Raw genomic sequence first — 22,122 nt, 5'->3', positions numbered from 1 at the left:
GAGATCCCTGACATGATCAATCTGATGACCGCGCAGGAAGCGGCCGATCTGGTGAAGAACGACGACGTTCTTGTCGTGGGCGGCAACGGCGGAACCGGCGTGCCTGAAAGCATATTGCAGGCGCTTGAACAACGCTTCCTTGACACGCACACGCCACAGAGATTGACGTTGTTTCACGTCACAGGCGTCGGCGCCGTAACCGAGCAGGGTTTTTGCCGGCTGGCATATACCGGCCTGATACAACGCGTGATTGGCGGCAACTTCGGTTTACAGCTTCCTTTCATGAAGCTGATTCGCGAGGAACAGATCGAAGGGTATAACTTTCCTCAGGGTGTGATGGCACAACTATGCCGGGCGATGGCGGGCAAACAGCCCGGCGTACTCACCCATGTGGGACTGCATACTTATATGGACCCACGGCAGGAAGGCGGTCGAATGAACTCGCGCACGCACGAAAATCTGATCGAACTGTTCGAAATCGGTGGGAAACAGTATCTTTTTTACCGTGCTCCTACACCGACAATCGCACTTTTGCGAGGCACCAGTGCCGATGAAGACGGCTATGTCTCCATGGAACATGAAGGTACAACGCGCGAGGATCTGTCTATCGCCCAGGCAGTGCACAATGCGGGTGGAATCGTGGTATGTCAGGTGAAACGCCTGGTGCGCCGCGGAACCCTGCATCCTCAAATGGTCAAAATACCCGGCTTTCTGATTGATCATATTGTCCTGGACCCCGATCAGAAGCAAACTTACGCAACGCAATACGATCCCAGCCGCAGCGGCGAAACCCGTGTGCCGATATCCACATTACAGCCCGATCCGCTGACAGAACGTCGTATAATCGCGCGCCGCGCTCGAATTACGGTACGGCGACGTCGTGAATCTGGGCGTGGGTATCTCGGCGATGATCCCCAATGTGGCAGCCGAAGAAGAAATTGATGACCACATCACGCTGACCGTCGAGTCCGGCGTCGTCGGCGGCGTGCCCGGCTACGCCCGGGAATTCGGGACAGCTTACAATCCGCGTGCAATTCTTGATCAGCCATATCAATTCGACTTTTATGATGGAGGAGGCCTGGATTGCGCCTTTCTTTCTTTTGCCGAAGTTGACGTCGACGGAAATGTCAACGTCACCCGGTTTGGTGAACGCTATGATGGCGCCGGCGGCTTTATCAACATTTCCCAGAATGCCAAGCGTATTGTATTCAGCGGCACCCTGACCGGCGGCGGCCTTGGCGTCGCAATTGAACAAGGCAAGGTCCATATCAGCAAGGAAGGCCGGTTACGCAAATTCGTTGCCAAAGTCGGTCAGATCAGCTTTAACGGCAGGCTGGCCCGCGAACGCGGCCAGGACGTAACCATCGTTACGGAGCGTGCTGTCTTCAAGCTTGAGTCAACGGGACTGACGCTGACTGAAATTGCACCGGGGGTGGATCTTCAACGCGACATTCTGGACCAGCTCGAATTCACACCGGAAATATCTCCCAATCTCACATCCATGGACCCCCGCCTGTTTGTCTCAGGACGCATGGGCCTGAAAGAAAACCTGACAAGGAAACCGGCATGACCAATATTGTACTGAATGAAGTCACTGTAGCCACGGTGCTGCCGTTTAAGGCAGACTTCTCAATCGATTGGAGCAGTTACGACCGGCTGCTCGAATATTGCACCACCCCCACCGGGATCAATGCTGTCTTTGTTAACGGACACGCCGGCGAGGGCGCCACATTGTCGCCCCAGGAGCGTATTGAAGTGATTACGCGCACACGCTCTTTCATCGGCAAAGACAAACCTCTGCTGGCAGGCATCATCCCCTATTGCACTTCGGACGCCATCATCCAGGCCAAGGAGGCCGAACAGGCCGGAGCAGACGTCGCCGTGCTCTTTCCGATGCCGCAATTTGCTGCAGGGGCCTCGAACGATCCGCGTTATCTGCTGCATTACGTCGACAGTGTTCTTGATGCCACCCAATTACCTGTATCCATTTTCCAACAGGATGTCCGTGCCGGTTTGGGCTTCAGCACCTCGGTTCTGGCCGAACTCGCAGGCTATGAGCGGATTATCGCCATCAAAGAAGGTAGTGGCGATATCCAGCTATATGAAGACAACTTGCGCATGCTGCGGGAAAAAGCGCCGCACATATCAATTTTGCCCTCCAATTACCATTGGCTATTTGCCCAGGTCGCCATTGGCGCCGACGGCATTCTCTCGGGAATGGCCAGCATGGTTCCCCATTTACTGTGCGAACTATGGCGTGCCGCAAGCGCCAATGATTTCAATGCTATGAGCTCCGTGAACGACAGACTGTATCCGATCGTCCGTTCCATTTACGGAGCGCCGCCCCTGATCGATATGCATACGCGCCTCAAAGTCGGCCTGGCCCATATGGGTGTCATCGAAAATGCAACGCCGCGCCCGCCGCTTCTGCCAGTAACGGCAGACACCGCGAGACGAATTGCTGCGGTAGTAGACAGCGCAGGTCTGAAATCACTTTAAATTACTTCTTTCGAGACATTTATCATGCAAACCAAACCACGTGAAGCTTTCGTCGACCTTTACTACGAAGATGTCGAAATAGGTGATGTTGTTTTGACAGATTCCCACACTTTTACCAACCAGGAAATCAGACGATTCGCTGATCTCACGCGCGATCAGCATCCACTGCACACCGATGAGAAATACTGCCGCAACACACAGTTCGGCGTCCCCATCGTTCATGGGCTATTCGGCCTTTCGATCATTGAGGGCCTGAAGGCGGAATTGCAGCTTTATCAGAACACGTCGGTCGCCTCGCTTGGCTGGGACAAAGTCAGATTCAGAAAACCAATCGTTACCGGCGATACGGTACACGTACGAGTAGAATTCATCAGCAAACGAGAAAGCCGTAACGGCCCCCACGGCATCATTATCGAGCGCACCACTCTGATCAATCAGCATGACGAAACCGTGATTGACGCCGAGCATGCCTCGCTACTATATCGAAAACCAGCCCAGCAGACATCGGCCTAAAGGAACGACTATGCCTAACATCCAGGTCTCTGCGCTTGCCCCGTCTACCCAGGTGATCCGATTTAACCGGCCACATGCCCGTAACGCACTCAGTCTAGCCCTGCTACAGGAGACCGCTACTGCATTGCATGCAGCACAGAATGACGATTCAGTACGCGTCGTTGTACTGACCGGCGACGATAAGGCCTTTTGCGCGGGCGCCGATATTAAAGAAATGTCAAACACGGGAATTCCCATGTGGGGCCAGAGTGAACGGCTGCTCGCCTGGAAAACTCTGGAGAACTTTCCCAAGCCCCTGATCGCCGCCGTCGAAGGTTACGCTTTAGGCGGAGGCTGCGAGATGACATTGCTATGCGACATTGTCATTGCTGGCCAGAACGCCAGGTTTGGCCTGCCCGAAGTCAAAATCGGGGCGTTCCCGGGCGATGGCGGTACGCAACGCCTGCCGCGTGCGATAGGCAAATCCCGGGCTATGTGGATGATTATGACAGGCTCGCTAATAGACGGCCCGAAGGCCTGCGATTGGGGTCTGGCGACCGAAATCACGCCTGCGGGCGGCGCGCTCGCTCGCGCCTGTGAAATTGCCCAGACGATCGGCGACATGTCGCCGATCGCCGTCCGAATGATCAAAGAAGAGGTTCTAATGACTTACACCAAATCGCTGGACGAAAGCCTGAGTCTCGAACGTAAGCTGCTACTATGGCAGACTCATGATCATAATGAAGGGATTGCGGCATTTCTGGAAAAAAGAAGACCCGTTTTTTCAGGCCGATAAGCCTCTGTCTGGCGTAAAATACTCTGTCACCGCACCAGATTCTTTACATGACTACCCGTACAAAAAAAACCATCCCTGCCAAGGCTGACGACATTTCGTCGACTGTCGTAGACAAAGTCACTGAAGTCATACGAGAGGCTATTCTCGCGGGACGCTACTCTCCTACCGAACGCCTGAAAGTAGCCGAACTGTCCCGCCAATTGAATTTCAGTGCCATGCCCGTTCGTGAAGCCTTGCGCACCCTTGAAGGGGAAGGCCTGGTCGAAATCGCACCGAACCGGGGCGCAACCGTACGCCGGTTGGACCGCCAATTCATCGAGGATTTGTTTGAATTGAATACGGAGTTGCGCATTTTTGCGATTCGCCGCAGCATCAAATACCTGACAACCGCCAAACTTCAGCTACTCTCAGACATTGTTGACGACTTTGCCGAGGCGGTGGAACGAGACGATCTTGACGCTTCACTCAGGCTGAACCGCAAGTTTCACGGTAAGTTAATGGAAATCGGCGGCAATATGGAGGCATTGCGTGTTTTCGAACGCGGCTGGGAGCTGATCGGTTCGTTCCGGCGCCAATTTGGTTATGGAGAGGCACGCCAGCGTGGTCTTGTACGCGAAAAACGCATGCTGATCGAGGCGCTGCGGCGTCATGACCTGCAACAGGCCGAAGCCGTATTGCGTATGCAACATGCTGCGGCCGTCGAAGACCTCATCCAGCGGTTCGACGCAGAGCCATCCTAATTTGCGCGAGTATCGTTAACCCGTGGCGTAGCGACATTCACTTCGGCATCAACCCGTCGCTCTACCACCGCCTCCCGTTCACGCCGATGTGCGGCGGCAAGCAGCATTCCCTGCCATCAACGGCTGGCGCAGTCAATAGCTTCGCGTCTCCTGGAAACTTCTGGCCGCGCCAGTCTCGTGTCAGCGTAAGCCGATTCATGCTTTCATCCGATAGACCACGCCCTCGGAGCACTAGCGCAATCTGTCCCTGCAAATGCCAATCCTGAGAAAACATCTCGGCTGTCACCTCGGGCGTCAATACGGGGGCGGTTGGCCGTTTGTTCGAAAACCAGTAGTCAAAATTTTTAAAAACCAATTCCGCCATTGCTTGGCAAGCACCTGGGTATTGACGAGATGATGTGTGCGAGGTCCTCCTGGCACGCAGCATCAGCTTTAGCACTCGATACGGCAGAAGATGATTCTGCGGTTCAGCGATTCACATCCACCACCACCCGGCCGCGCACTTTTCCCTCCAGTAATTCACTGGCCGATGCAAGCGTCTGCTCCAGCGATATGATTTTCTGGCCGATCACCGCCAGTTTGGCCGGATCGAGATCGCGAGCAAGCGAATCCCAGGCAGCCTGGCGATGTTTACGGGGACAATACACACTGTCAATGCCCGCCAGGGTAATGCCACGTAAAATGAACGGTGCTACCGTAGCCGGAAAATCCATTCCTTGCGCCAAGCCGCAAGCGGCGACAATACCGCCATATCGCGTTCCCGCGCATACATTGACCAGCGTATGGCTGCCCACACTATCGACAGCGCCCGCCCAGCGCTCCTTGGCCAGCGGTTTGCCGGGCGCGCTCAGTGTATTGCGGTCAATAATATCCGCTGCGCCCAGACACTTCAGGTAGTCCCCCTCGTCGGGCCGACCGGTAGAGGCCATGACACGGTAGCCAAGTGTGCTCAGCAACGCCACCGCCACACTGCCGACGCCACCTGCGGCGCCCGTAACCAGGATGTCGCCATCGCCGGCCTCAAGGCCATGCTTTTGCAGCGCCATAACACAAAGCATGGCGGTGTAGCCGGCTGTGCCGATAGCCATCGCCTGCTCGGATGTAATAGCATCCGGCCGCCGTATCAGCCACTCGCCTTGCACTTTCGCCTTCTGCGCCATCCCACCCCAATGCGTCTCGCCCATGCCCCATCCATTCATAATGACGGCATCGCCTGTCTTGAAATCGGGATGCCGGCTTTCCCGTACAGTGCCGGACAAATCTATGCCCGGAATCATGGGAAATTGACGAACAACCGGTCCCTTACCGGTGATGGCCAGGGCGTCCTTGTAATTTAAAGTAGAGTGCTGAACGTCGATCAGAACGTCCCCTTCGGGCAGTTGTGCAGTGTCCAGTCGGGTCTGAACGGCTCTATACCCCTTTTCATCCTTCTCTATTACCAATGCGTTAAACATTTTCGCTCCTGTGATAATACGATTTAATTTTGTGCCGCCCGCCGCGCGTGCAGTTTTAACCCTGTCGCCACGCTGCTAAATATTAGTCAACCGTTAAAGCTGCCTGATGCACGCCATTTCCCCAACGTTCGTACTCGGCTGCCATGAATCGACGAAACTCGGGCGTTGGCATAGTGCGCGGGACGGCGCCTAACGCGGCGTACTTGCTACGTACCACTTCTGACTGGATTACCTTCATTGCAGCTTTATTCAGCCTGGCCACGCGATCCGGGGACACTCCCTTAGGCATCATCAGTCCAAGCCACGCGCTAAGCCTAAAGTCCTTTACTCCCAGCTCGGCGATGGTCGGCACATCCGGAAAGGCCGGTAATCTTTCAGAATAAGTCGTCGCCAGAAGCCGTAAGTTGCCAGCGCGTATCTGTGTCTGAGTGACAGCTACGGTATCGATGGCGGCCTGAACCCCGCCACCAACCACGTCTGCCATCGAGCGAGCACTGCCTGAATAGGGTATATGTGCTATTTTCATCGCTGTATGCTGCTTGAGCTCTTCCATTCCCAAATGCGACAACGTTCCATTACCCGATGACGCATAATTCAATTTACCCGGGTGGTCTTTGACATAGCTGACCAGTTCCTGATAGGAACGCGCGGGCACCTTGGGATTGACGACCAACAGCATGGGAAGATCTGCCACCAACGCTACAGGCTCGAAATCACTGAGCGTCGCATATCCCACATTTTTATAAAGATGAGGATTGACTACCAGCGAAGCCAGCGCTGCCAAAACCATGGTACGACCATCCGGCTCGCTGCGCTTGAGTGCCGCCAGGGCCACGCTGCCGCCTTGGCCCGGTCGATTTTCCACAATGAAGTTTTCCTGCAGTTCGCTTGACAGTTCCTGCGCAAGCAGGCGTGCAACCTGGTCTGTCGCCTGCCCGGGAGGAAACCCAACAATAATCTTATTTACCTTATCGCTTTGCGCCTGGGCGATTGAAGCGATCATCGCCATCACCAGGAAAAAAATCAGCTTTTTCATCAAAAGTCTCCTTCACTTGTTGTAGACCTGATCTCGTTCTGCTGCCGTCTATATCACGCCCTGATGGCGCATTTCTTCAATTTCCTGATCATTAAAGCCTAACGAGGCATAAACGGCCTCGTTATCCTGACCGATGCCAGGCCCCGTGCTGTGGACCCTCCCTGGCGTTTCGGAAAAGCGCGGCACAACACATTGCATACGTACGGGCCCCAGTTGGTCGTCGTCCACAGTAACGATGGCTTCCCGTGCTTGAAAATGCGGGTCAGCCATGACATCCGATGCATCGTAAATGGGTGAAAAACCGACATGTGCACGATCCAGCCGTTGCTGCAGCTCCTGAAGTGTCAGGCTGGCGATACGCTCGGATAGCACGCCATCCAACACCTCTCGATGAATTACACGCGTGGGATTGTCCACGAAACGGGGATCCTCCAACAAAGCCGGTAAATCCAGGGCATGGCATAGCCTTTCGTAAATGCTTTGGGTGGATGCCGCAATGGACGCCCATTTACCATCCTGAGTGCGATAGATGTTGCCCGGAGCTGCGTACTGACTCAAATTGCCCGAACCGACGCGTGTTGCTCCCAACTGGTCATATTCGATGGCCAGAAAATCCAGAGTCCGTAACATGGCTTCGGTAACAGACACATCAATTTCCTGACCGCTGCTCTCCGGGTGCGCGCGCAAGCGACTGAGTTCAGCCAGGATGCCGATCGCACCGAACAGGCCACCGACCGCATCCGAGACGGGATAACCCAGATGCAATGGGCTGCCTCCCACTTCGCCGCACATGCGAGTAAAGCCGCTCATTGATTCAAAGACGCGCGCAAAACCGGGACGATTGCGATAAGGACCTGTCTGCCCAAAGCCTGTTACACGCAAGATGATCAGACGTCGGTTAATACCATGCATCCATTCCTTGGTAATACCCCAGTGGTCCAGGGTATCAGGCCGAAAGTTCTCGACGATCACGTCGAATTCTGGCAAAAGCCGTTCCAGCACGGTTTTCGCCCCCGCCTTGCGAAGATCGAGCGTTATGCCGCGCTTGTTGCGATTGGTCACTTTCCACCAAAGGGGAACGCCATTCTTGTGCGGCGCCAAGGCGCGCAAGCCATCACCTAGGCCGGGCAATTCCACTTTAATGACTTCGGCTCCTAAGTCTGCCAGCAACGTCGATGCATAAGGCCCTGCTATAACCGTCGACAAATCAAGAATACGTAAACCATGCAGCGGGCCGTGAGCGTTGTCAGAAGTCAAAATTCTTGTTCCCTGAAAGTTATAATCTGTAGACGATTCTAGAGCCTCTGATATATGATGAATGCGTAGTTTCGGGATATCAGATATGTGATTTATGCAATTCTGCCCACAGCCCAAAACAAACAGGAAAAACGACCTGAAATGACCGATACCGTCGACTCTTCCATCGCAGTTGCAGGTTTAAAAGCCGCTATCCGGGTAGCCAGTCATAGCAGTTTCTTGCGTGCCGCCATTTCGATGGGTGTCTCGCAATCCCAATTGAGCAGACGGGTGGCCGGTCTGGAGAGCCGTTTAGGTCAAAAACTCTTTCATCGCCACGGTCGTGGCGTGGCCTTGACCGATTTCGGGCAACGTATCATGCCGCGCGTTCAATCCCTGATAGCCGAACTGGAAGCTTTCGATGCTCTGGTGTCTGATACCCGTGCCCAACTAACCGGAGACGTCACGGTTGGCGTCATTCCGTTGGTCTCGCGCCATTTGGCATCCAGCCTGGTACGCCGTCTGCAATCCACGCATCCGGGCATCCGACTGCGGATGCTGGAAGCCTACAGCGGGCAGGTCGAGGAATGGTTGAGTTCGGGGCGCGTTGATATCGGTGTGTTCAACCGCTACGGCGGCGCCCGACCGGTTTACGCCGACCCGCTTATGCGTGGACAGGTGTCAGTCATTGGCACACCCGATCATCCCTTATTTCGGCAGAAGGATATCCCCTTTAATGTTCTGCAGGGAATTCCAATCGCCATGCCAGCCCGTCCCAATAGTCTTACAGACCACATCCTTGGCGCTGCGGCCGATCACGAAATCTCGCTCAATATTGCCTTGGAAGCCGGTACCTCGTCGCTGATCCAGGAAGCCATGCTGGCGTCCGGCCTTGTCACTCTGTCCCCGGCAGGCACCTACGTCAAAGCTATCAGCAATAATCAGTTAACTGCCCGACACTTGTGCAGCCCGAGCGTGCAGCAAACCACCTGGATCGCGACATCCAGACAACATCCATTAACAGCAGCCTCGCGCGCCGTGGAAAAATTCATCAAAGAAATTTTGTATACATCGACTCAATGACAGTCAGGCAACAGATACAGAAAAAATGCCAACTGTGGTTGATGCACAGCGCCAGCACCCTATCGCCGAAACCCATACCAATTTTGGCGATTTTTGCGGCACTTTCGCGGCACGACGCATATATTGTTTCCATCCGGTTCAAACCAGACATTCCATGTTGCTTCCCAACGCGGCCAAGGTGTAATGGTACAGGTCGTTCAAAAGCTATATGCTCAAGCCTCAGATCGCGCTACGGGACATCGATACGGATATGTTTGTAGATTGTATGAAGCAAGCTTTCAAAGCAACGCTGGATGACTAGCGACAGGGGAAAATCGCCATTTCAAATCGGTCGCTATTGATACTGTTGTTGCTAAGGCATAATTTCGCTGTCAAGGCCAGATAGATGAACCTAAGCGCCTGTTAACTATTGGCTTATCATTTGCTATCCTGCTCCGCCGAAATCGATTTGACTCGCATGATGATGCGAATCAACTTTCGGCTTCAAAGCGTTTTTTGACCAGATGCTGCCAGAAGGCTGCGCCCAATAATAAATTATTATCGCAAAAATCATAATTCGAGCTGTGCAGTGGGCTTTTCTCCTGACCCGGCACGTTATTACCAATCCATCCGTAAGCGCCGGGCACACTTTCCAGCATATAGGCAAAATCTTCGGCCGTCAGGGCCGCAGGCAGCTCGAAATGTGCCGCCTGCGGTCCCACCATGTCTTTCATTGCCTCGAACATGAACTTGGCTTCAACTTCATCATTATTCGTAGCAGGATATCCATATTTGATCTTAATCTCCGCCTGGGCAGCATGAGCCTGTGCAACGCCGGTCGAAACGCGATGCAGACCCTCTACTAATACAGCCTGTGTTTTGGTCGTTAGCGTACGACATGTTCCGAAAATTTTTGCCTCATCTGGAATAATATTTTCCATGATGCCAGATTCGATTTTACCCACAGTCAGCACGGCCACATCTTGCGGATTTTTACTTCTGGATATAAGCGTCTGCAGCTGGCAGACAATAGCGCACGCGATAGGTATAGGATCAATGGCCTCGTGCGGTAAGGCGCCATGCCCTCCCTTTCCGCTAATAATAATTTCAAAACGGACAGAAGCACCCATGATCGGCCCAGGCCTGACCGCCATCTGGCCATAAGGAAGATCTGGCCAGTTATGGAGCGCAAAAATAGCGTCGCAGGGATATTTGTCAAATAAGCCCGCTTCCATCATGGCCTTTGCGCCTGCCCCGCCTTCCTCAGCAGGCTGAAAAATCAGATGGACCGTTCCATCAAAAATATTATTGGAAATCAATAATTCGGCCGCGCCAAGCAACATGCAGACGTGGCCATCGTGCCCACAGGCGTGCATTTTACCGGCCACTTTGCTGGCATGTTCAAAGCGATTAGTTTCTTGCATTGGCAACGCGTCCATGTCCGCGCGCAGTCCGATCGTGCGCCCCGGGTTAGCGCGATCGCGGTTAAATCCATGAATCGTCGCAACAATGCCAGTCTCACCAATTCTATCTTCATATTGAATATTCAAGGCGTCAAGGTGCTCGACAATGAGCCTGGCGGTACTGACCTCTTCGTACTTAAGTTCCGGGTTCATATGAATTTTTCTTCTGAGCGTCTGCAGTCTTTCCAGATCAATGACCTCAGATGCCAAACTTAACACTTCCATTACCATCTCCTTGACGATATAACCTGGCCCGGCTCAATCCAATGTGATATTGGCAGACTTGACTACCTTCGTCCAACGCTTACTCTCAGCATCAAGCATATTCTTGTAGTCAGCGCCGCTCCCCATCACCGGTTTTCCAAATTGCTGGCCGAATTTCTCGCTCACAGTTTGGCTCGAAAGCGCCTTGGCAAGGGCGCTATGCATACTCTTTTGCACACCATCGCTTAAACCCGCCGGACCAACAAGCCCGTATTCGCCACTCAAATATACGTCGGGCAGACCGACCTCAGGTGCGCTAGGAAGGTCAGGAAGCCATTCCATCCGATCTTTGTCTACTGTAAACAACGCCCGTGCCTTGCCGGCTTTAACCATTGGAAGAATTCCTGCCGCGTCACCAATAAAAATATCGACCAGGCCACTCATCAGCTCCTGCAGCGCAGGCGCTGCGCCTTTATAAGGCACGTGCAGCAGCTTGACGTGCGCCGATTGCTCGAAAAGGGAGGTCAGTACATGTGAGGTACTACCAACGCCAGTAGACGCATATGAAAATGCACCGGGCTTCTCTTTCGCTTTGGCGATCAGATCGGCAATATCGTTCACTTTCACATGGTTTCCTATAATGAACACATTAGGCGTTGCCACCACGTCCCCAATGAACGTCAAATCTTTGTCGGTATCGAATAGGACTTTCGAGGTTAGCAGGGGAAGAAAAACGGTTGCGCCCATGCCGGCCAGCCCGAAGGTATAGCCATCGGGCTTTGATCTTGCAACGTACTGAATGCCCAATGCACCCGAAACGCCGGGCTTGTTGACAACGATAACGGTTTGCCCCAATTCCTGCTGTAGTGCAGAGGCAAGGATCCGCGCGTAGTTATCCGAGGGGCCCCCTGGCGGAAATGGAACAATCAGTTGAATTGGTCGCTCAGGATAGTTTGCCATTGCAAGGCCGGGCGTCAGAACCGCCAGGGCGCCTAATCCTTTGATTGCGCCGACCAGCGCCCTTCTTCTTTTGATATCCATTACATTCCTCCTTGTTATTGGCCGCCGGGATCTCCGGTGCAGCGCATTCTTTCATTTGTGATTTGAATCTTCATGCCGGCTATATTGCTTCTCTATATTCTGTTGCCCGTAAAGGGCATAAGATTCGATGCAGGTCGTAGTCGATCTTCTCTAATGCATCCATAAGTGGAGCCGGATGTGGCACTCTCTGACTACCGCCGGCAAAGGGGAGAAGACTTCGAACAAACCTGAATACCTTGGTTGTATTGGCTCCCAACATAGTCTGCACTTCCCTCATTTCCACCGCTTGGGCCGCCACCTGCAGTTCAAACGCCAAAATAGATTTTGACAATGTGGCCATTTCCATGGAGCGCCGAGCGGACAAGCTCGCCATGCTGACGCGATCCAGATTCCCATTGGAATGACTTGAACTGGCCAGTTCATTAACGCTCGGTGCGGCCAGAAGCCGGGCTTCGGAGGTCAATGATTTATGCACCTGTGCCAAGCCATTGAATCCAGGCAGACCCAGCTCGTCCGCATTGATAAGCCCGATACTCAGGCCGGACCAGTACGAGTCGACAAGCTTTGCCAGTCGCTCCGTGGAGCCAGTAACCACAGGTGCCAGAGCAAGCCGAAGCGCATCAAGTGCCATCGAAAGCGAAAGCATGTCAAAATTCGCTACCGACACCATCGCGTCGTCTTCGATGGAAACAACAGGATTATTCTGGCTCGCATTAAGTTCGATGCCAATCTGCTTTTTCGCAAAATCGAGCACATCGAAAGCGTTGCCATAAGTGATTGGAAGCGACCTGAAACAGAGGGGGTCCTGTAAGTGCCTGGGTCCGTGCTCTTTGTAAAGATAGCTGCCTTCCAGTTCGTTTTTAATGAGTCGGGTCGCCAGAGCCAGCCCCTCAAATGGACGGGACCTCACGGCAGCATCCGACAGAATAGACGGGTTGGCCGCGAATCCTTCCATACTCAACGCAGCGACGACACATCCGTTATGAAGCAGCTGCTCGATATCGTAAATGGCCAGTGCTGCAGATCCGATCGACAAGGCACTGGAGTTGATTAACGCGATCGCCTCCCCGGCAGCCAATTGCACATCATCATAGAGATCCAGAACAATATCAACGACCGGCGACATATCGCTTTCACCGGTAGAGCCCCATAAGTGAACGGTAAAATGGCGATCACTATTGAGCGCGTCCACTATCTTTTCCGCCAAAATCGGTCGAACACCCAATCGTCCGCTAGCCATACTGTTGAGCAATATGACAAGCATGGAGCGCACCACCTCTGGCGAAGCTGTCGGTCCATGACCAAAGTTGTGCGTCTCCAGAAGCCGCCAATTAAATTCAGTGTAATGTTCAGGATCCAAAAGGACGCCCGTTTTGGCGCCAACGCTGCTCGTTACGCCATACACCAGATCTCCTCTTGAAACAAGGCGTTCAACGACTTCTCGCCCGCTTCTGATCTGTTCCCACGCAAGCGGTGGCACTCCAACTGTAGCGCCCTGGCGTGCGACCCTTAGCACGCTCTCAACGGAGAGTGACCGGCCGTCAATGTCGACTTTGCTGTTTACCTCGTTTCCCATACGCCTGTTTCCTGTTTTCAAGCCATTTCCATCCATAAAAGTACGTTGCGCCTCTTCCTTCCCAGCACCGGTAGTGATTTATAAGAAATATTCTTTCTCGTCCAATTTCAAGGCGAGCAATGCAACTTTCCGCAAAGAGGCGATGGACAATGCCGTTCCTGATATGCTGGTATAGTCTTACAGAAAGAGTGCGAACGCCCTATTCATCGGGGTAACGACAATGTAATGGCACTTGCAATGCAAGATAAATTAATTTAGCTTTCCAATATATTAATTATTCTTATGGATATGTTTATTAACAGCCCCGTTACCCTCAAGCAGCTTCGAATCCTGTTATCGATAGCAGAAACAGAAAGCTTCAGCGCGACCGCTCACGCGGTAGGATTGACGCAATCGGCGGTAAGTCAGGCAATCAAGGCGCTTGACGAGAACCTGGGCATTTCATTGATTGAGCGCACTAGTCGGCAAGTGTCGCTTAGCGCAGATGGCCGCGAACTGATCGGCCCCTTGCGCGAAGCCCTTTTTAACCTGGACTTGGTGATTGAGCGTGCGAAACAGAAAGGTTCGGTTGCCAGGGGGACACTCACGGTGGCCTGCGGCTCGACAGTCACAGGAAGAGACCTTGCAGGTCGTCTTGCTTTCGCCCAACAAGCCTATCCTGATATCAGGCTACAGCTAAGAGATCTCACCCACACCTCGGTGATTGATGCTGTCCATTCTGGTTCGGCGGAACTTGGTATTTGCGCAGACGATTCCATCCCTTCAGACCTTCATTCCGAGTTGCTTCTACACGACGATTATTCTGTTTTTTGCTGTGTCGACCACCCTTTTTCGCGACGCTCCGAGATCCCCGTCGGTTTACTTAAATATGAGACTCTTATCCTTCTGAGCTGCAACAGCGGTGGTGTAAATACCCCATCTTTAATACACCACACACATAGAATTTATAATGTTAATTTATAGTCAATGGGTGTCATGTCATTGAGTGAATCGTGCGGTCTTTCGGTGTTGTAAATCGTTGTCCAGTGTTCCGTGATGTGTTGAACTTGCTTCAACGACGTAAAAAGATATAAATCTAATACCTCTTGGCGGTACGTACGATTGAAGCGCTCAATATAGGCGTTTTGATAGGGGCAACCGGGCTGCGTATAATCAATATAAACGCCATGTTGATGTGCCCACTGAACGAACTCCGCGGAGGTGAACTCGGGGCCATTATCGACACGAACTCTACGTGGGTAGCCGTGCCAAGAGGCCAGCCCATCTAGGTAACGGGTGACACGAGCAGACGGCAAGCCCGTGCCAATATCGATTCCTAGCAACTCGCGATTGCAATCGTCAATCACATTAAATGTACGAAATCGCACGTTATTTTCTAAGCGGTCCGACATAAAATCCATCGACCAACACTGACCCGTACTTTTAGGTACGACGAGTGGTTCGGGTTGGCGAGCAGGCACGCGTTGCTTGCGCTTTGTCTTTATGTTGAGTCGCAATGCATTATAAACACGCTGTACACGCTTATGATTCCAGCGGTAACCTAAAGCGCGTATGCGCTTAAAACACTTGGGGAACCCCCAACGTTGATGTCTTTCAAACCAGCGTGTTTAGCACTGTAATTACCTCGCTATCATCACAACGTTTAGGCTGATAGTAAAACGCGGTGCGACTCATCCCCGTAATCATGCAGCTTAAAACAACGCTGATGTCATGCTGTGCCTGTAGCGCTTTTGCCCAGTCTTTACGCGTCGCAACAGGCACTACAGCTTTTTTATGATTTCTTCCTGCAACTGAGACTTCAAACTTAAATCAGCATACATCTGCTTTAAGCGACGATTCTCCTCCTCGAGCTCTTTGAGTCGTTTTACGTCGGAGAGCTCCATGCCGCCATATTTGGCTCGCCATTTATAAAATGTGGAGTTACCTACATGATGCTTGCGGCACAGCTCTTTAATCGGTATCCCAGCTTCCGCTTCTTTCAACATCGCCACAATTTGGCTTTCTGTCATCCGTTTGCTCATCGTAAAAATCCTTTTTTCTTAGTGTAAGAAAAATTCTACGCTTCAGCTGTATTATTTTAGGGGATAGTTACAGTGGGAGAGCGAACCTGGACAGTTTTCTCAGTCGTTACGGGATTAATCCTGCAGTTGCACAGGAAGTTGCACAACCTGCCATGGCCATGTCTCTGGCATCCGAGCGCTTTGGCATAGCGGTATTGCCTACAAGCTGCGGTGATGCGGCGCCAAATCCACGGGTCTGCTGTATAAAAATTACCCCGCAACTGGATCGTGGTGTTTCCATTGTGACGCGTCAAGCCGCAACCTTATCTGAAGCTGCCCGCTTAATGAAAGGCGCATTGACACGACGGCACCCCAAAACATCTAGCGACAGCGGCATTACATTGATCGTGCCCTTTCCGCCCAACGGACCTGCGGATCGGTATGCGCGCTATTTTGCCCAGGTATTCAGCGAAAAAATAGAGAGACGCGTGTCAGTGGACAACGCAGTTGGATTGGGTGGCCTGTTGGGCGTGCACAAGATTACCAGATCCGCACCGGATGGGCTGACTATCGGTCTGGCCGGAACAGGCGCTACAGTTTTCTCTTGTCTTGGGAACGGAGACGATCTGTTCGACGTTTTTCACGATGTCACTTATTTGCATGGGCTGGTCAACGTACCAAACATATTGTTGGTCGGATCCCATGTCGCTGCATGGCGAATGACGGATCTAATCGCCCAGGCACGGATGCGTCCTGGGAGGTACCAAATTGCGCATGTCGGTCAGGGCAGTTTAAGTGTATTGGCAGATTTGTTTCAGAAAAAAACCGATCTTCTTCTGAACGCACGTAATTATGACGGTTTGATGCCCGCCATGACTGATTTAATGAAACAGCGGGTGGATATCGTTTTCGCTGAAGCTGCTGGCGCGATGTCTGCCATCAGAAACGACGTTGTGCGCCCCTTGATGGTTGCCGGCTATGAGCGACCCTCGTGGTTGCCGAACACCCCCACTTGTGAAGAATGCGGTCTTCCTGATGTTTTTGCAGACGGCGGATATTGTCTGGTGGCGCCTACTGGGTTGAAGGATGATATTCAACATTGGCTGATTCGCGCAATCGTTGAAACTCTTGAATCTCCAGCGATCAAGCACGATTTCATGTCTCTTGGAGGAACGCCTGATTATCGAACAGGAAACATGTATGTCGACTATCTCAAATCCGAGCACGCAAGATGGCGGGCATTGAACACATGAAAGCGCGACTCGAAATCCAGCACAGGCACGCATGACAGCGATGTCAATGTGCCAGCAGCCGCAGCCGTACGAGCGAGAGAAAGTGTCTATATTTCAAGAAAAGACACCTGTCAGGACTGTGGCGAGATCCGGGCTGCTTTCACGATAGCCCCGTAGCGGTCGAATTCGGTTTTGCAAAAAGCAGCGAAGGCATGCTGTGTACCACTCATTGGATCGGCACCCGCCTGCAAGAGCTTGGTGCGAACATCCGGATCTGCCAGCGTCTTGTTGATTGCCTGATTGATTTGCGCCACGATGTCCGGCGGCGTATTGGCTGGTGCCCAAACGCCATACCATGTGGTAATGTCAAAGCCTTCCAGACCGGACTCTTCCATCGTGGGTATCTCCGGTGTGACTTCGGATCGATGTTTTGAGGTTACACCCAACGCCTTGAGCTTGTGCGAGCGTACAAAATTAAGGGACGACGGCGCACTGTCGAACATCATGTCCACTTGCCCCCCGATAAGATCAGTCAGCGCAGGTGCACTACCCCGGTAAGGAACATGCAGAATGTGCAATGAAGTCAACTGGTTAAACAACTCTCCGGCCAAATGACTGGGGGCACCAATGCTGGACGAAGCGAAAGTCAGTTTTTTTCCGGCTTCTTTCGCTTGAGCAACCAGCTCCTCTACAGAACCAGCCTTATTGCCAGGGGCGACAACAAGCATTTGAGGGGTGGATGCAAGACCGGCCACAGGAACAAAATCCTTCATGGGATCGAATGGCAGATCGCTTTTCAGATACGGATTGATCACATGCCCGGAATAGTTAAACAGTAAGGTATAGCCATCTGCCGCAGCACGAGCAACATGGCCGGCGCCGATCACGCTGCTGGCACCAGGTTTGTTGTCAATCACAATCGTCTGTCCCAATTGCTTGGAGAGTGACTGGCTCACAATTCTGGCGACAATATCCGTAGGTCCGCCTGGGGGAAACGGCACCACCACGGTAATCGGTTTATCGGGATAGATGTCAGCAGCCAGCGCTGCTGAATACGGCGTGGCTGCAAACACAGACAACAGAAATACCGCGGCAATTTTCATCATTTTCATTATGTCTCTCCTTTATTGTATTTTCATATTCAAGGGTCATACGCCTCTGCCGCGCATGCCACGATCTTTCTATGCACCAGATCTTCAATTTCGTCCGGATTCATTCCAAGTTCATCAGAAAGAACCTGGTGGGAGTCCTGCCCCAGGTCGGGGGGCGCCATACGATATTCGATGGGCGATTCCGAAAGTTTTAAAGGATTCGCCACCGAGGGAATTTCACCCTTGTTTTTCGATGATATTGTGAACTGTGCCTGGCGCTGTTTGACATGCGGATCCGCAAACACGTCCTGAATGGTGTTGATGGGACCACAAGGGACGCCTGCCGCCTCCATGACCTCAATCCAGTATGCTGTAGTCTGTTCGCCAATGACGTTCGCAATAGCATCAATCAACGCCGTACGATGCTGGATCCGGGCAGCATTGGTAACGTAACGGGCATCCTCGGCCCACTCGGGCCGGCCAGCTACCTGGCAGAACCGCTTGAATTGCGTGTCGTTACCGATAGCCAGAATCATGTATCCATCCAGCGTGCGAAAATCTTGGTACGGCACGATATTAGGATGCGCATTTCCCAGCCGTTGCGGCGCCTGGCCGCCAACCAGATAATTCATGGCCTGATTCGCCAGGCTCGCGATCTGCACATCCAGCAGTGAAACGTCAATATGTTGTCCCGTGCCGGTTGCCCGGCTTTTGATGACCGCCGCAAGAATGCCGGTGGCAGCATACATGCCAGTCAGAATGTCTGTGAGCGCGACTCCCACCTTCTGTGGGCCGGCTCCCGGTTTGCCGTCAGGCGTCCCGGTAATGCTCATCAGCCCTCCCATACCTTGAATCAAAAAGTCATAGCCTGCCCGCTGCGCATAAAGCCCCTGCTGCCCAAAACCGGTAATGGAGCAATAGACCAGAGCTGGGTTAACCTGCTTCAGGTCTTCATAGGACAGGCCATAGCGTTGCAAGTCGCCGACCTTGAAATTTTCGACCAGCACGTCGCTACGTGCAGCCAGCTGGCGCACTAGTTCCGCTCCTTCCTTGCTGGATATATCAATGGCGACCGATTTTTTGTTGCGGTTTGCGCTCAGGAAATAAGCTGAATCCCTGTCCTCACCCGGCGATTTTTCAAGCCAGGGCGGGCCCCAGCCCCGTGTATCATCGCCGGTTCCAGGCCGCTCCACTTTGATGACATCGGCCCCCAAATCTGCCAGCGTCTGCGCGCACCACGGCCCTGCCAATACGCGTGACAGATCCAGCACCTGTATTCCGGACAAAGAACTCATATGCTTTTCTTCCTGAAAGCAAACACCTGGCGGCACAAGCCGGAACATAACTGAACCTGTTGCACAGGCTCATATCGGCGCAGAGCAATGCCGGGGGATGCATTTTTTAATCGGGTGTAGATCGAGTTTGCAGATAAGCATCCGCTGCGCCGCTCTGCTCTCCCATCCACACGGCCTGGGCCTGCGTGAAGATTTGCGCTACCCGCTGCGCTATCTCTTCCATTGTGATTGAGCTGACCGGGTGGGAAATAATGACTGGCTCCAACTCCGTCATACCCAACGCCTGCCGGGTGAGCACGGTTTCCTTAACAAATTCCGTTGTAACGATGACAGCCGTTGGCACGTCACGCTGTTCGAGCGCAATGGCATCACGCAAGCAGCCCGATGTGCAGGACCCGCAATCACCAATCGCTGTTAGCACGATATCGTTCTCTTCAACGATTTTTTCGATCAACTCGGGTGCTGCATCTTTCGAGAAACTGTGCTTCACGTAGTAGTGAATTTCGTTAAAATCAATTTCCTTGCCTAGCACCTCTATCGCGCCGCGCAACAATTTGTTGGCGTTCCACTTGGAGTTATCCAGCACGCCCAATCGCAGTCCACTAAGCGTGCCAATACGTTTAGCGGTTGGAATAGCTACGGATCGAACCACGCCGCGTGGATCGTAGACTTGTGGCTTCAGATTTTGAACGTTCATCAACATGGCATTCTCCTTATTTATTTCTGTTAAAGCGCGCACGTGCCGCTGGCGCAATCAGGCGCAGTCGGCGTTACGTTCAGATCTATCGGGCGGTGTACAGGCGTACTCATATGGCCCCAGCCGGGCATGACGGCAGAAAAACGGCCCGCTGCTCCACCCATCACAAACAGATGAATATTGTCCGGGCTGTGGATAATGGGAATACGGGTATTGTCGTCGCGCTTGTACCATTTGGGAATATTGCGGTTGTAGACTTTGCCGTAGCGATGACCATAGGCCAGGTCAATGAACCGGTTCCCATGATTCATGAAAATATAATTGCGAATCTCGGCGCGGGTCCAGCCGTGTTGCGCGATCGTTTTGGCATGTTCAAGACCCAGCGCTACTGCCATGTGGCCGCCCAGAACGGCCGTGTTCGAACCAATAGTGCTCATGACAGAACATAAGGTATCCAGAATGCCTTCCGGATCATTTGACACATGATTGGTAGCGCTGTGCGGCGCTTCGGCCGCAATAGCGAACACGGTGGATTCCTCTGGCTTGTAACCGTGCTCCACATGGTATGGAGCAAATGGGCTTTGCGCTTCGTTTTCACAGACGCAATATGTGTATTTACCAGGATGCCCAAGCGTGCTCTTGTCCAGATCGCCAGGCCAGGCTCCGCCCACGTTCAACATGATAAGGCGCACGGCGCGCCCTATCGTCGCATTGGCGCGATTTCCGGATCCAAACGCATTGGCACCACCATTCATACCCAACTCACTGGCAATCGGGCCGTTGACAATAATAAGCGGCGAGGCTACATGCGTAGTTGCCTGCACACCATTCAAATTGAATGCGGAATCGGTGAGCGCCAGAATGGCTGCCCGCACGACCGGCGCATACGTCGCCTTACACCCGGCCATCACCATATTGATGGCCAGGACTTCGCGAGTGAGCTCTCCCCAGCGCGGAGCAACCTTGCATTCGACAAAATCAGGGTCGCCGCCGAGTGCCTGCACGACCGCATCAATTTTTTCCTGGGTTGGAGGAACCACCGGCAGACCGTCGCTGAAACCGGCATCGTAATAGTATTCGACAAGATCGACATCCGCCTCTAGCGTTGTTGTTTGCATCGTTGCGCTCATCGTTTTGTTCCTTTTCAATATGGATGAGGCAATTTTATAGACGGGCTCAATTATTTCCAATTAAAGTCTATTATCATAGATAATTGCTTTTTTGACATAAATACCGTTGCGAATTCATATTCACCTTATTCCCTTCACGATATTGGCTTACCCATGATCCGTTCCAAGCAACCCAATCTGAGCGCCAGAGAAATGCTGGCCGTCAAGACCGTTGCAGACTATGGCAGCTTCAACGCGGCAGCCATTACCCTGAACATTTCGCAACCGGTACTGACCCGCACCATTCAGCGCGTCGAAGCACAACTGGGAATTACACTATTCGATCGCAATACGCGTAGCGTTGAGATTACAGAAGCCGGTAAGGAGTTCGTAGCCCTGTCCGAAAGGGTGCTCAATGATATGCAGATATATATGCAAGCTATCCGGCAACGCTCGGACCAGAAGCGCGGACAGGTCGTTATTTCGTCTGTCATGTCCGTGGCCTGCACTGTCCTTCCAAAAATCGTCGCTCGCTACAAGAAAGCCTATCCGGGCGTTGATTTGTATGTCTATGAAGGAGTGCACGGCAATGTGATCGAAAACGTCAGGTCCAGTGTCGCTGATTTCGGACTGACCTATTTGGACGATATTTCAACCATGTTCGAAGTCAAGCCGCTTAGCACCGAAGCATTCCACGTTGTACTTTCCAGGAAACATCCTTTGGAAAAGCGCAAGCAGGTCCCCTGGGAGGCCTTGAAAAATGAGCAACTCATATCCCTGCCGGCGGATTCGCGCACCCGGCGGCTGATTGATGCCACGGCAACAACGTCGGGCTTTCAATTGAAACATAACATCACCGTAACGCAATTTACCTCCATGATGCAATTTGTCGCCGATGGCGTCGGCATTGCCATTGTTCCTGAAGGCTCGCTTGCCGGTGCGCTGAACATCGGCTTGGCCACCCGGCCGCTCGTACAGCCCAAAGTCAGCCGCGTTCTTGGTCTTGTTACACTGAAAGAACGTAACTCATCGAGTTTTGCCCAGGCAATGATGCAACAGATTGAGCAGGACTGGAGATTATTGCGGAGCAGCTAGGAAG

Annotated in this window: 20 protein-coding genes and 1 pseudogene; 10 read left to right on the top strand and 11 right to left on the bottom strand. The window is 52.8% G+C overall.

Annotated elements, in window-relative coordinates; translation table 11 throughout:
- Positions 1 to 12: 12 nt before the first annotated feature.
- From CAP48_RS20400 to CAP48_RS04215, 6 genes are read left to right on the top strand one after another with little or no spacing between them, the layout of a single operon-like run.
- Entirely contained in the window at positions 13 to 942 is a 930-nt protein-coding gene (locus tag CAP48_RS20400) for a CoA-transferase (protein WP_242444327.1), read from the top strand.
- Positions 881 to 1,570: a hypothetical protein gene (locus CAP48_RS20395; protein ID WP_242444326.1), complete on the top strand. Its 690-nt coding sequence runs from the start codon at positions 881 to 883 to the stop codon at positions 1,568 to 1,570. Before CAP48_RS20400 ends, CAP48_RS20395 begins: the two co-directional genes overlap by 62 nt.
- Complete coding sequence (locus CAP48_RS04230; RefSeq protein ID WP_100694793.1) at positions 1,567 to 2,499, top strand: dihydrodipicolinate synthase family protein; 933 nt, start codon at positions 1,567 to 1,569, stop codon at positions 2,497 to 2,499. The genes CAP48_RS20395 and CAP48_RS04230 overlap by 4 nt, the downstream gene beginning before the upstream one ends.
- 24 nt (positions 2,500 to 2,523) lie before the next feature.
- Positions 2,524 to 3,012, top strand: coding sequence for a MaoC/PaaZ C-terminal domain-containing protein (locus CAP48_RS04225; protein WP_100694792.1), 489 nt, complete (start codon positions 2,524 to 2,526; stop codon positions 3,010 to 3,012).
- A gap of 10 nt (positions 3,013 to 3,022) precedes the next feature.
- Complete coding sequence (locus CAP48_RS04220; RefSeq protein ID WP_100694791.1) at positions 3,023 to 3,787, top strand: enoyl-CoA hydratase-related protein; 765 nt, start codon at positions 3,023 to 3,025, stop codon at positions 3,785 to 3,787.
- A gap of 47 nt (positions 3,788 to 3,834) precedes the next feature.
- The gene (locus CAP48_RS04215) at positions 3,835 to 4,527 is read left to right on the top strand and encodes a GntR family transcriptional regulator (protein ID WP_100694790.1); all 693 of its coding nucleotides are present in this window, start codon (positions 3,835 to 3,837) and stop codon (positions 4,525 to 4,527) included.
- A gap of 467 nt (positions 4,528 to 4,994) precedes the next feature.
- Here the strand turns inward: CAP48_RS04215 and CAP48_RS04205 are convergent, their stop codons facing one another.
- The 3 genes from CAP48_RS04205 to CAP48_RS04195 all read right to left on the bottom strand — a co-directional run bounded on the left by CAP48_RS04205 (position 4,995) and on the right by CAP48_RS04195 (position 8,274).
- Positions 4,995 to 5,981 carry an MDR family oxidoreductase gene (locus CAP48_RS04205; protein WP_100694788.1) on the bottom strand — a complete coding sequence of 329 codons (987 nt, stop codon included), beginning with the start codon at positions 5,979 to 5,981 and terminating at the stop codon, positions 4,995 to 4,997.
- Between the two features lie 82 nt (positions 5,982 to 6,063).
- Positions 6,064 to 7,017 (bottom strand): tripartite tricarboxylate transporter substrate binding protein, encoded by a 954-nt coding sequence (locus tag CAP48_RS04200; RefSeq protein WP_100694787.1) that lies wholly within the window; start codon positions 7,015 to 7,017, stop codon positions 6,064 to 6,066.
- A 48-nt stretch (positions 7,018 to 7,065) separates the two neighbouring features.
- Positions 7,066 to 8,274, bottom strand: coding sequence for a CaiB/BaiF CoA-transferase family protein (locus tag CAP48_RS04195; RefSeq protein WP_100694786.1), 1,209 nt, complete (start codon positions 8,272 to 8,274; stop codon positions 7,066 to 7,068).
- Between the two features lie 141 nt (positions 8,275 to 8,415).
- Here CAP48_RS04195 and CAP48_RS04190 point away from each other — a divergent pair, with 141 nt between their 5' ends.
- The gene (locus tag CAP48_RS04190) at positions 8,416 to 9,336 is read left to right on the top strand and encodes a LysR family transcriptional regulator (protein WP_153045651.1); all 921 of its coding nucleotides are present in this window, start codon (positions 8,416 to 8,418) and stop codon (positions 9,334 to 9,336) included.
- Between the two features lie 470 nt (positions 9,337 to 9,806).
- Here the strand turns inward: CAP48_RS04190 and CAP48_RS04185 are convergent, their stop codons facing one another.
- From CAP48_RS04185 to CAP48_RS04175, 3 genes are all read right to left on the bottom strand, one after another.
- The gene (locus tag CAP48_RS04185; RefSeq protein WP_100694784.1) at positions 9,807 to 11,003 is read right to left on the bottom strand and encodes an amidohydrolase; all 1,197 of its coding nucleotides are present in this window, start codon (positions 11,001 to 11,003) and stop codon (positions 9,807 to 9,809) included.
- 33 nt (positions 11,004 to 11,036) lie between these two features.
- Positions 11,037 to 12,023, bottom strand: coding sequence for a tripartite tricarboxylate transporter substrate binding protein (locus CAP48_RS04180; RefSeq protein ID WP_100694783.1), 987 nt, complete (start codon positions 12,021 to 12,023; stop codon positions 11,037 to 11,039).
- A gap of 79 nt (positions 12,024 to 12,102) precedes the next feature.
- Complete coding sequence (locus CAP48_RS04175; RefSeq protein WP_161495197.1) at positions 12,103 to 13,599, bottom strand: aromatic amino acid ammonia-lyase; 1,497 nt, start codon at positions 13,597 to 13,599, stop codon at positions 12,103 to 12,105.
- A 282-nt stretch (positions 13,600 to 13,881) separates the two neighbouring features.
- Here CAP48_RS04175 and CAP48_RS04170 point away from each other — a divergent pair, with 282 nt between their 5' ends.
- Entirely contained in the window at positions 13,882 to 14,562 is a 681-nt protein-coding gene (locus tag CAP48_RS04170) for a LysR family transcriptional regulator (protein ID WP_100694781.1), read from the top strand.
- Here CAP48_RS04170 and CAP48_RS04165 read toward each other — a convergent pair.
- A pseudogene (locus tag CAP48_RS04165) lies at positions 14,544 to 15,620 on the bottom strand (IS3 family transposase). The gene CAP48_RS04170 and the pseudogene CAP48_RS04165 sit on opposite strands and share 19 nt — an antisense overlap.
- A gap of 32 nt (positions 15,621 to 15,652) precedes the next feature.
- Here CAP48_RS04165 and CAP48_RS04160 point away from each other — a divergent pair.
- Entirely contained in the window at positions 15,653 to 16,852 is a 1,200-nt protein-coding gene (locus tag CAP48_RS04160) for a tripartite tricarboxylate transporter substrate-binding protein (RefSeq protein WP_255411705.1), read from the top strand.
- Between the two features lie 110 nt (positions 16,853 to 16,962).
- Here the strand turns inward: CAP48_RS04160 and CAP48_RS04155 are convergent, their stop codons facing one another.
- The 4 genes from CAP48_RS04155 to CAP48_RS04140 form a co-directional block, all read right to left on the bottom strand.
- Positions 16,963 to 17,943, bottom strand: a complete 981-nt coding sequence (locus CAP48_RS04155; RefSeq protein ID WP_242444325.1) for a tripartite tricarboxylate transporter substrate binding protein — start codon at positions 17,941 to 17,943, stop codon at positions 16,963 to 16,965.
- A gap of 29 nt (positions 17,944 to 17,972) precedes the next feature.
- Positions 17,973 to 19,217 carry a CaiB/BaiF CoA-transferase family protein gene (locus CAP48_RS04150; protein ID WP_100694779.1) on the bottom strand — a complete coding sequence of 415 codons (1,245 nt, stop codon included), beginning with the start codon at positions 19,215 to 19,217 and terminating at the stop codon, positions 17,973 to 17,975.
- 106 nt (positions 19,218 to 19,323) lie between these two features.
- On the bottom strand, positions 19,324 to 19,920 hold the full coding sequence (locus CAP48_RS04145; protein WP_100694778.1) for a UGSC family (seleno)protein: 597 nt from the start codon (positions 19,918 to 19,920) through the stop codon (positions 19,324 to 19,326).
- Positions 19,921 to 19,943: 23 nt separating this feature from the next.
- On the bottom strand, positions 19,944 to 21,044 hold the full coding sequence (locus CAP48_RS04140; RefSeq protein ID WP_100694777.1) for a hypothetical protein: 1,101 nt from the start codon (positions 21,042 to 21,044) through the stop codon (positions 19,944 to 19,946).
- Between the two features lie 153 nt (positions 21,045 to 21,197).
- Between CAP48_RS04140 and CAP48_RS04135 the strand changes: the two genes are divergently transcribed.
- Positions 21,198 to 22,118: a LysR family transcriptional regulator gene (locus CAP48_RS04135; protein WP_100694776.1), complete on the top strand. Its 921-nt coding sequence runs from the start codon at positions 21,198 to 21,200 to the stop codon at positions 22,116 to 22,118.
- Positions 22,119 to 22,122: the final 4 nt, after the last annotated feature.

Source organism: Advenella sp. S44 (assembly GCF_002810445.1).
GTDB lineage: Bacteria > Pseudomonadota > Gammaproteobacteria > Burkholderiales > Burkholderiaceae_B > Advenella.
This window is presented reverse-complemented; position numbering and strand designations above follow the sequence as displayed.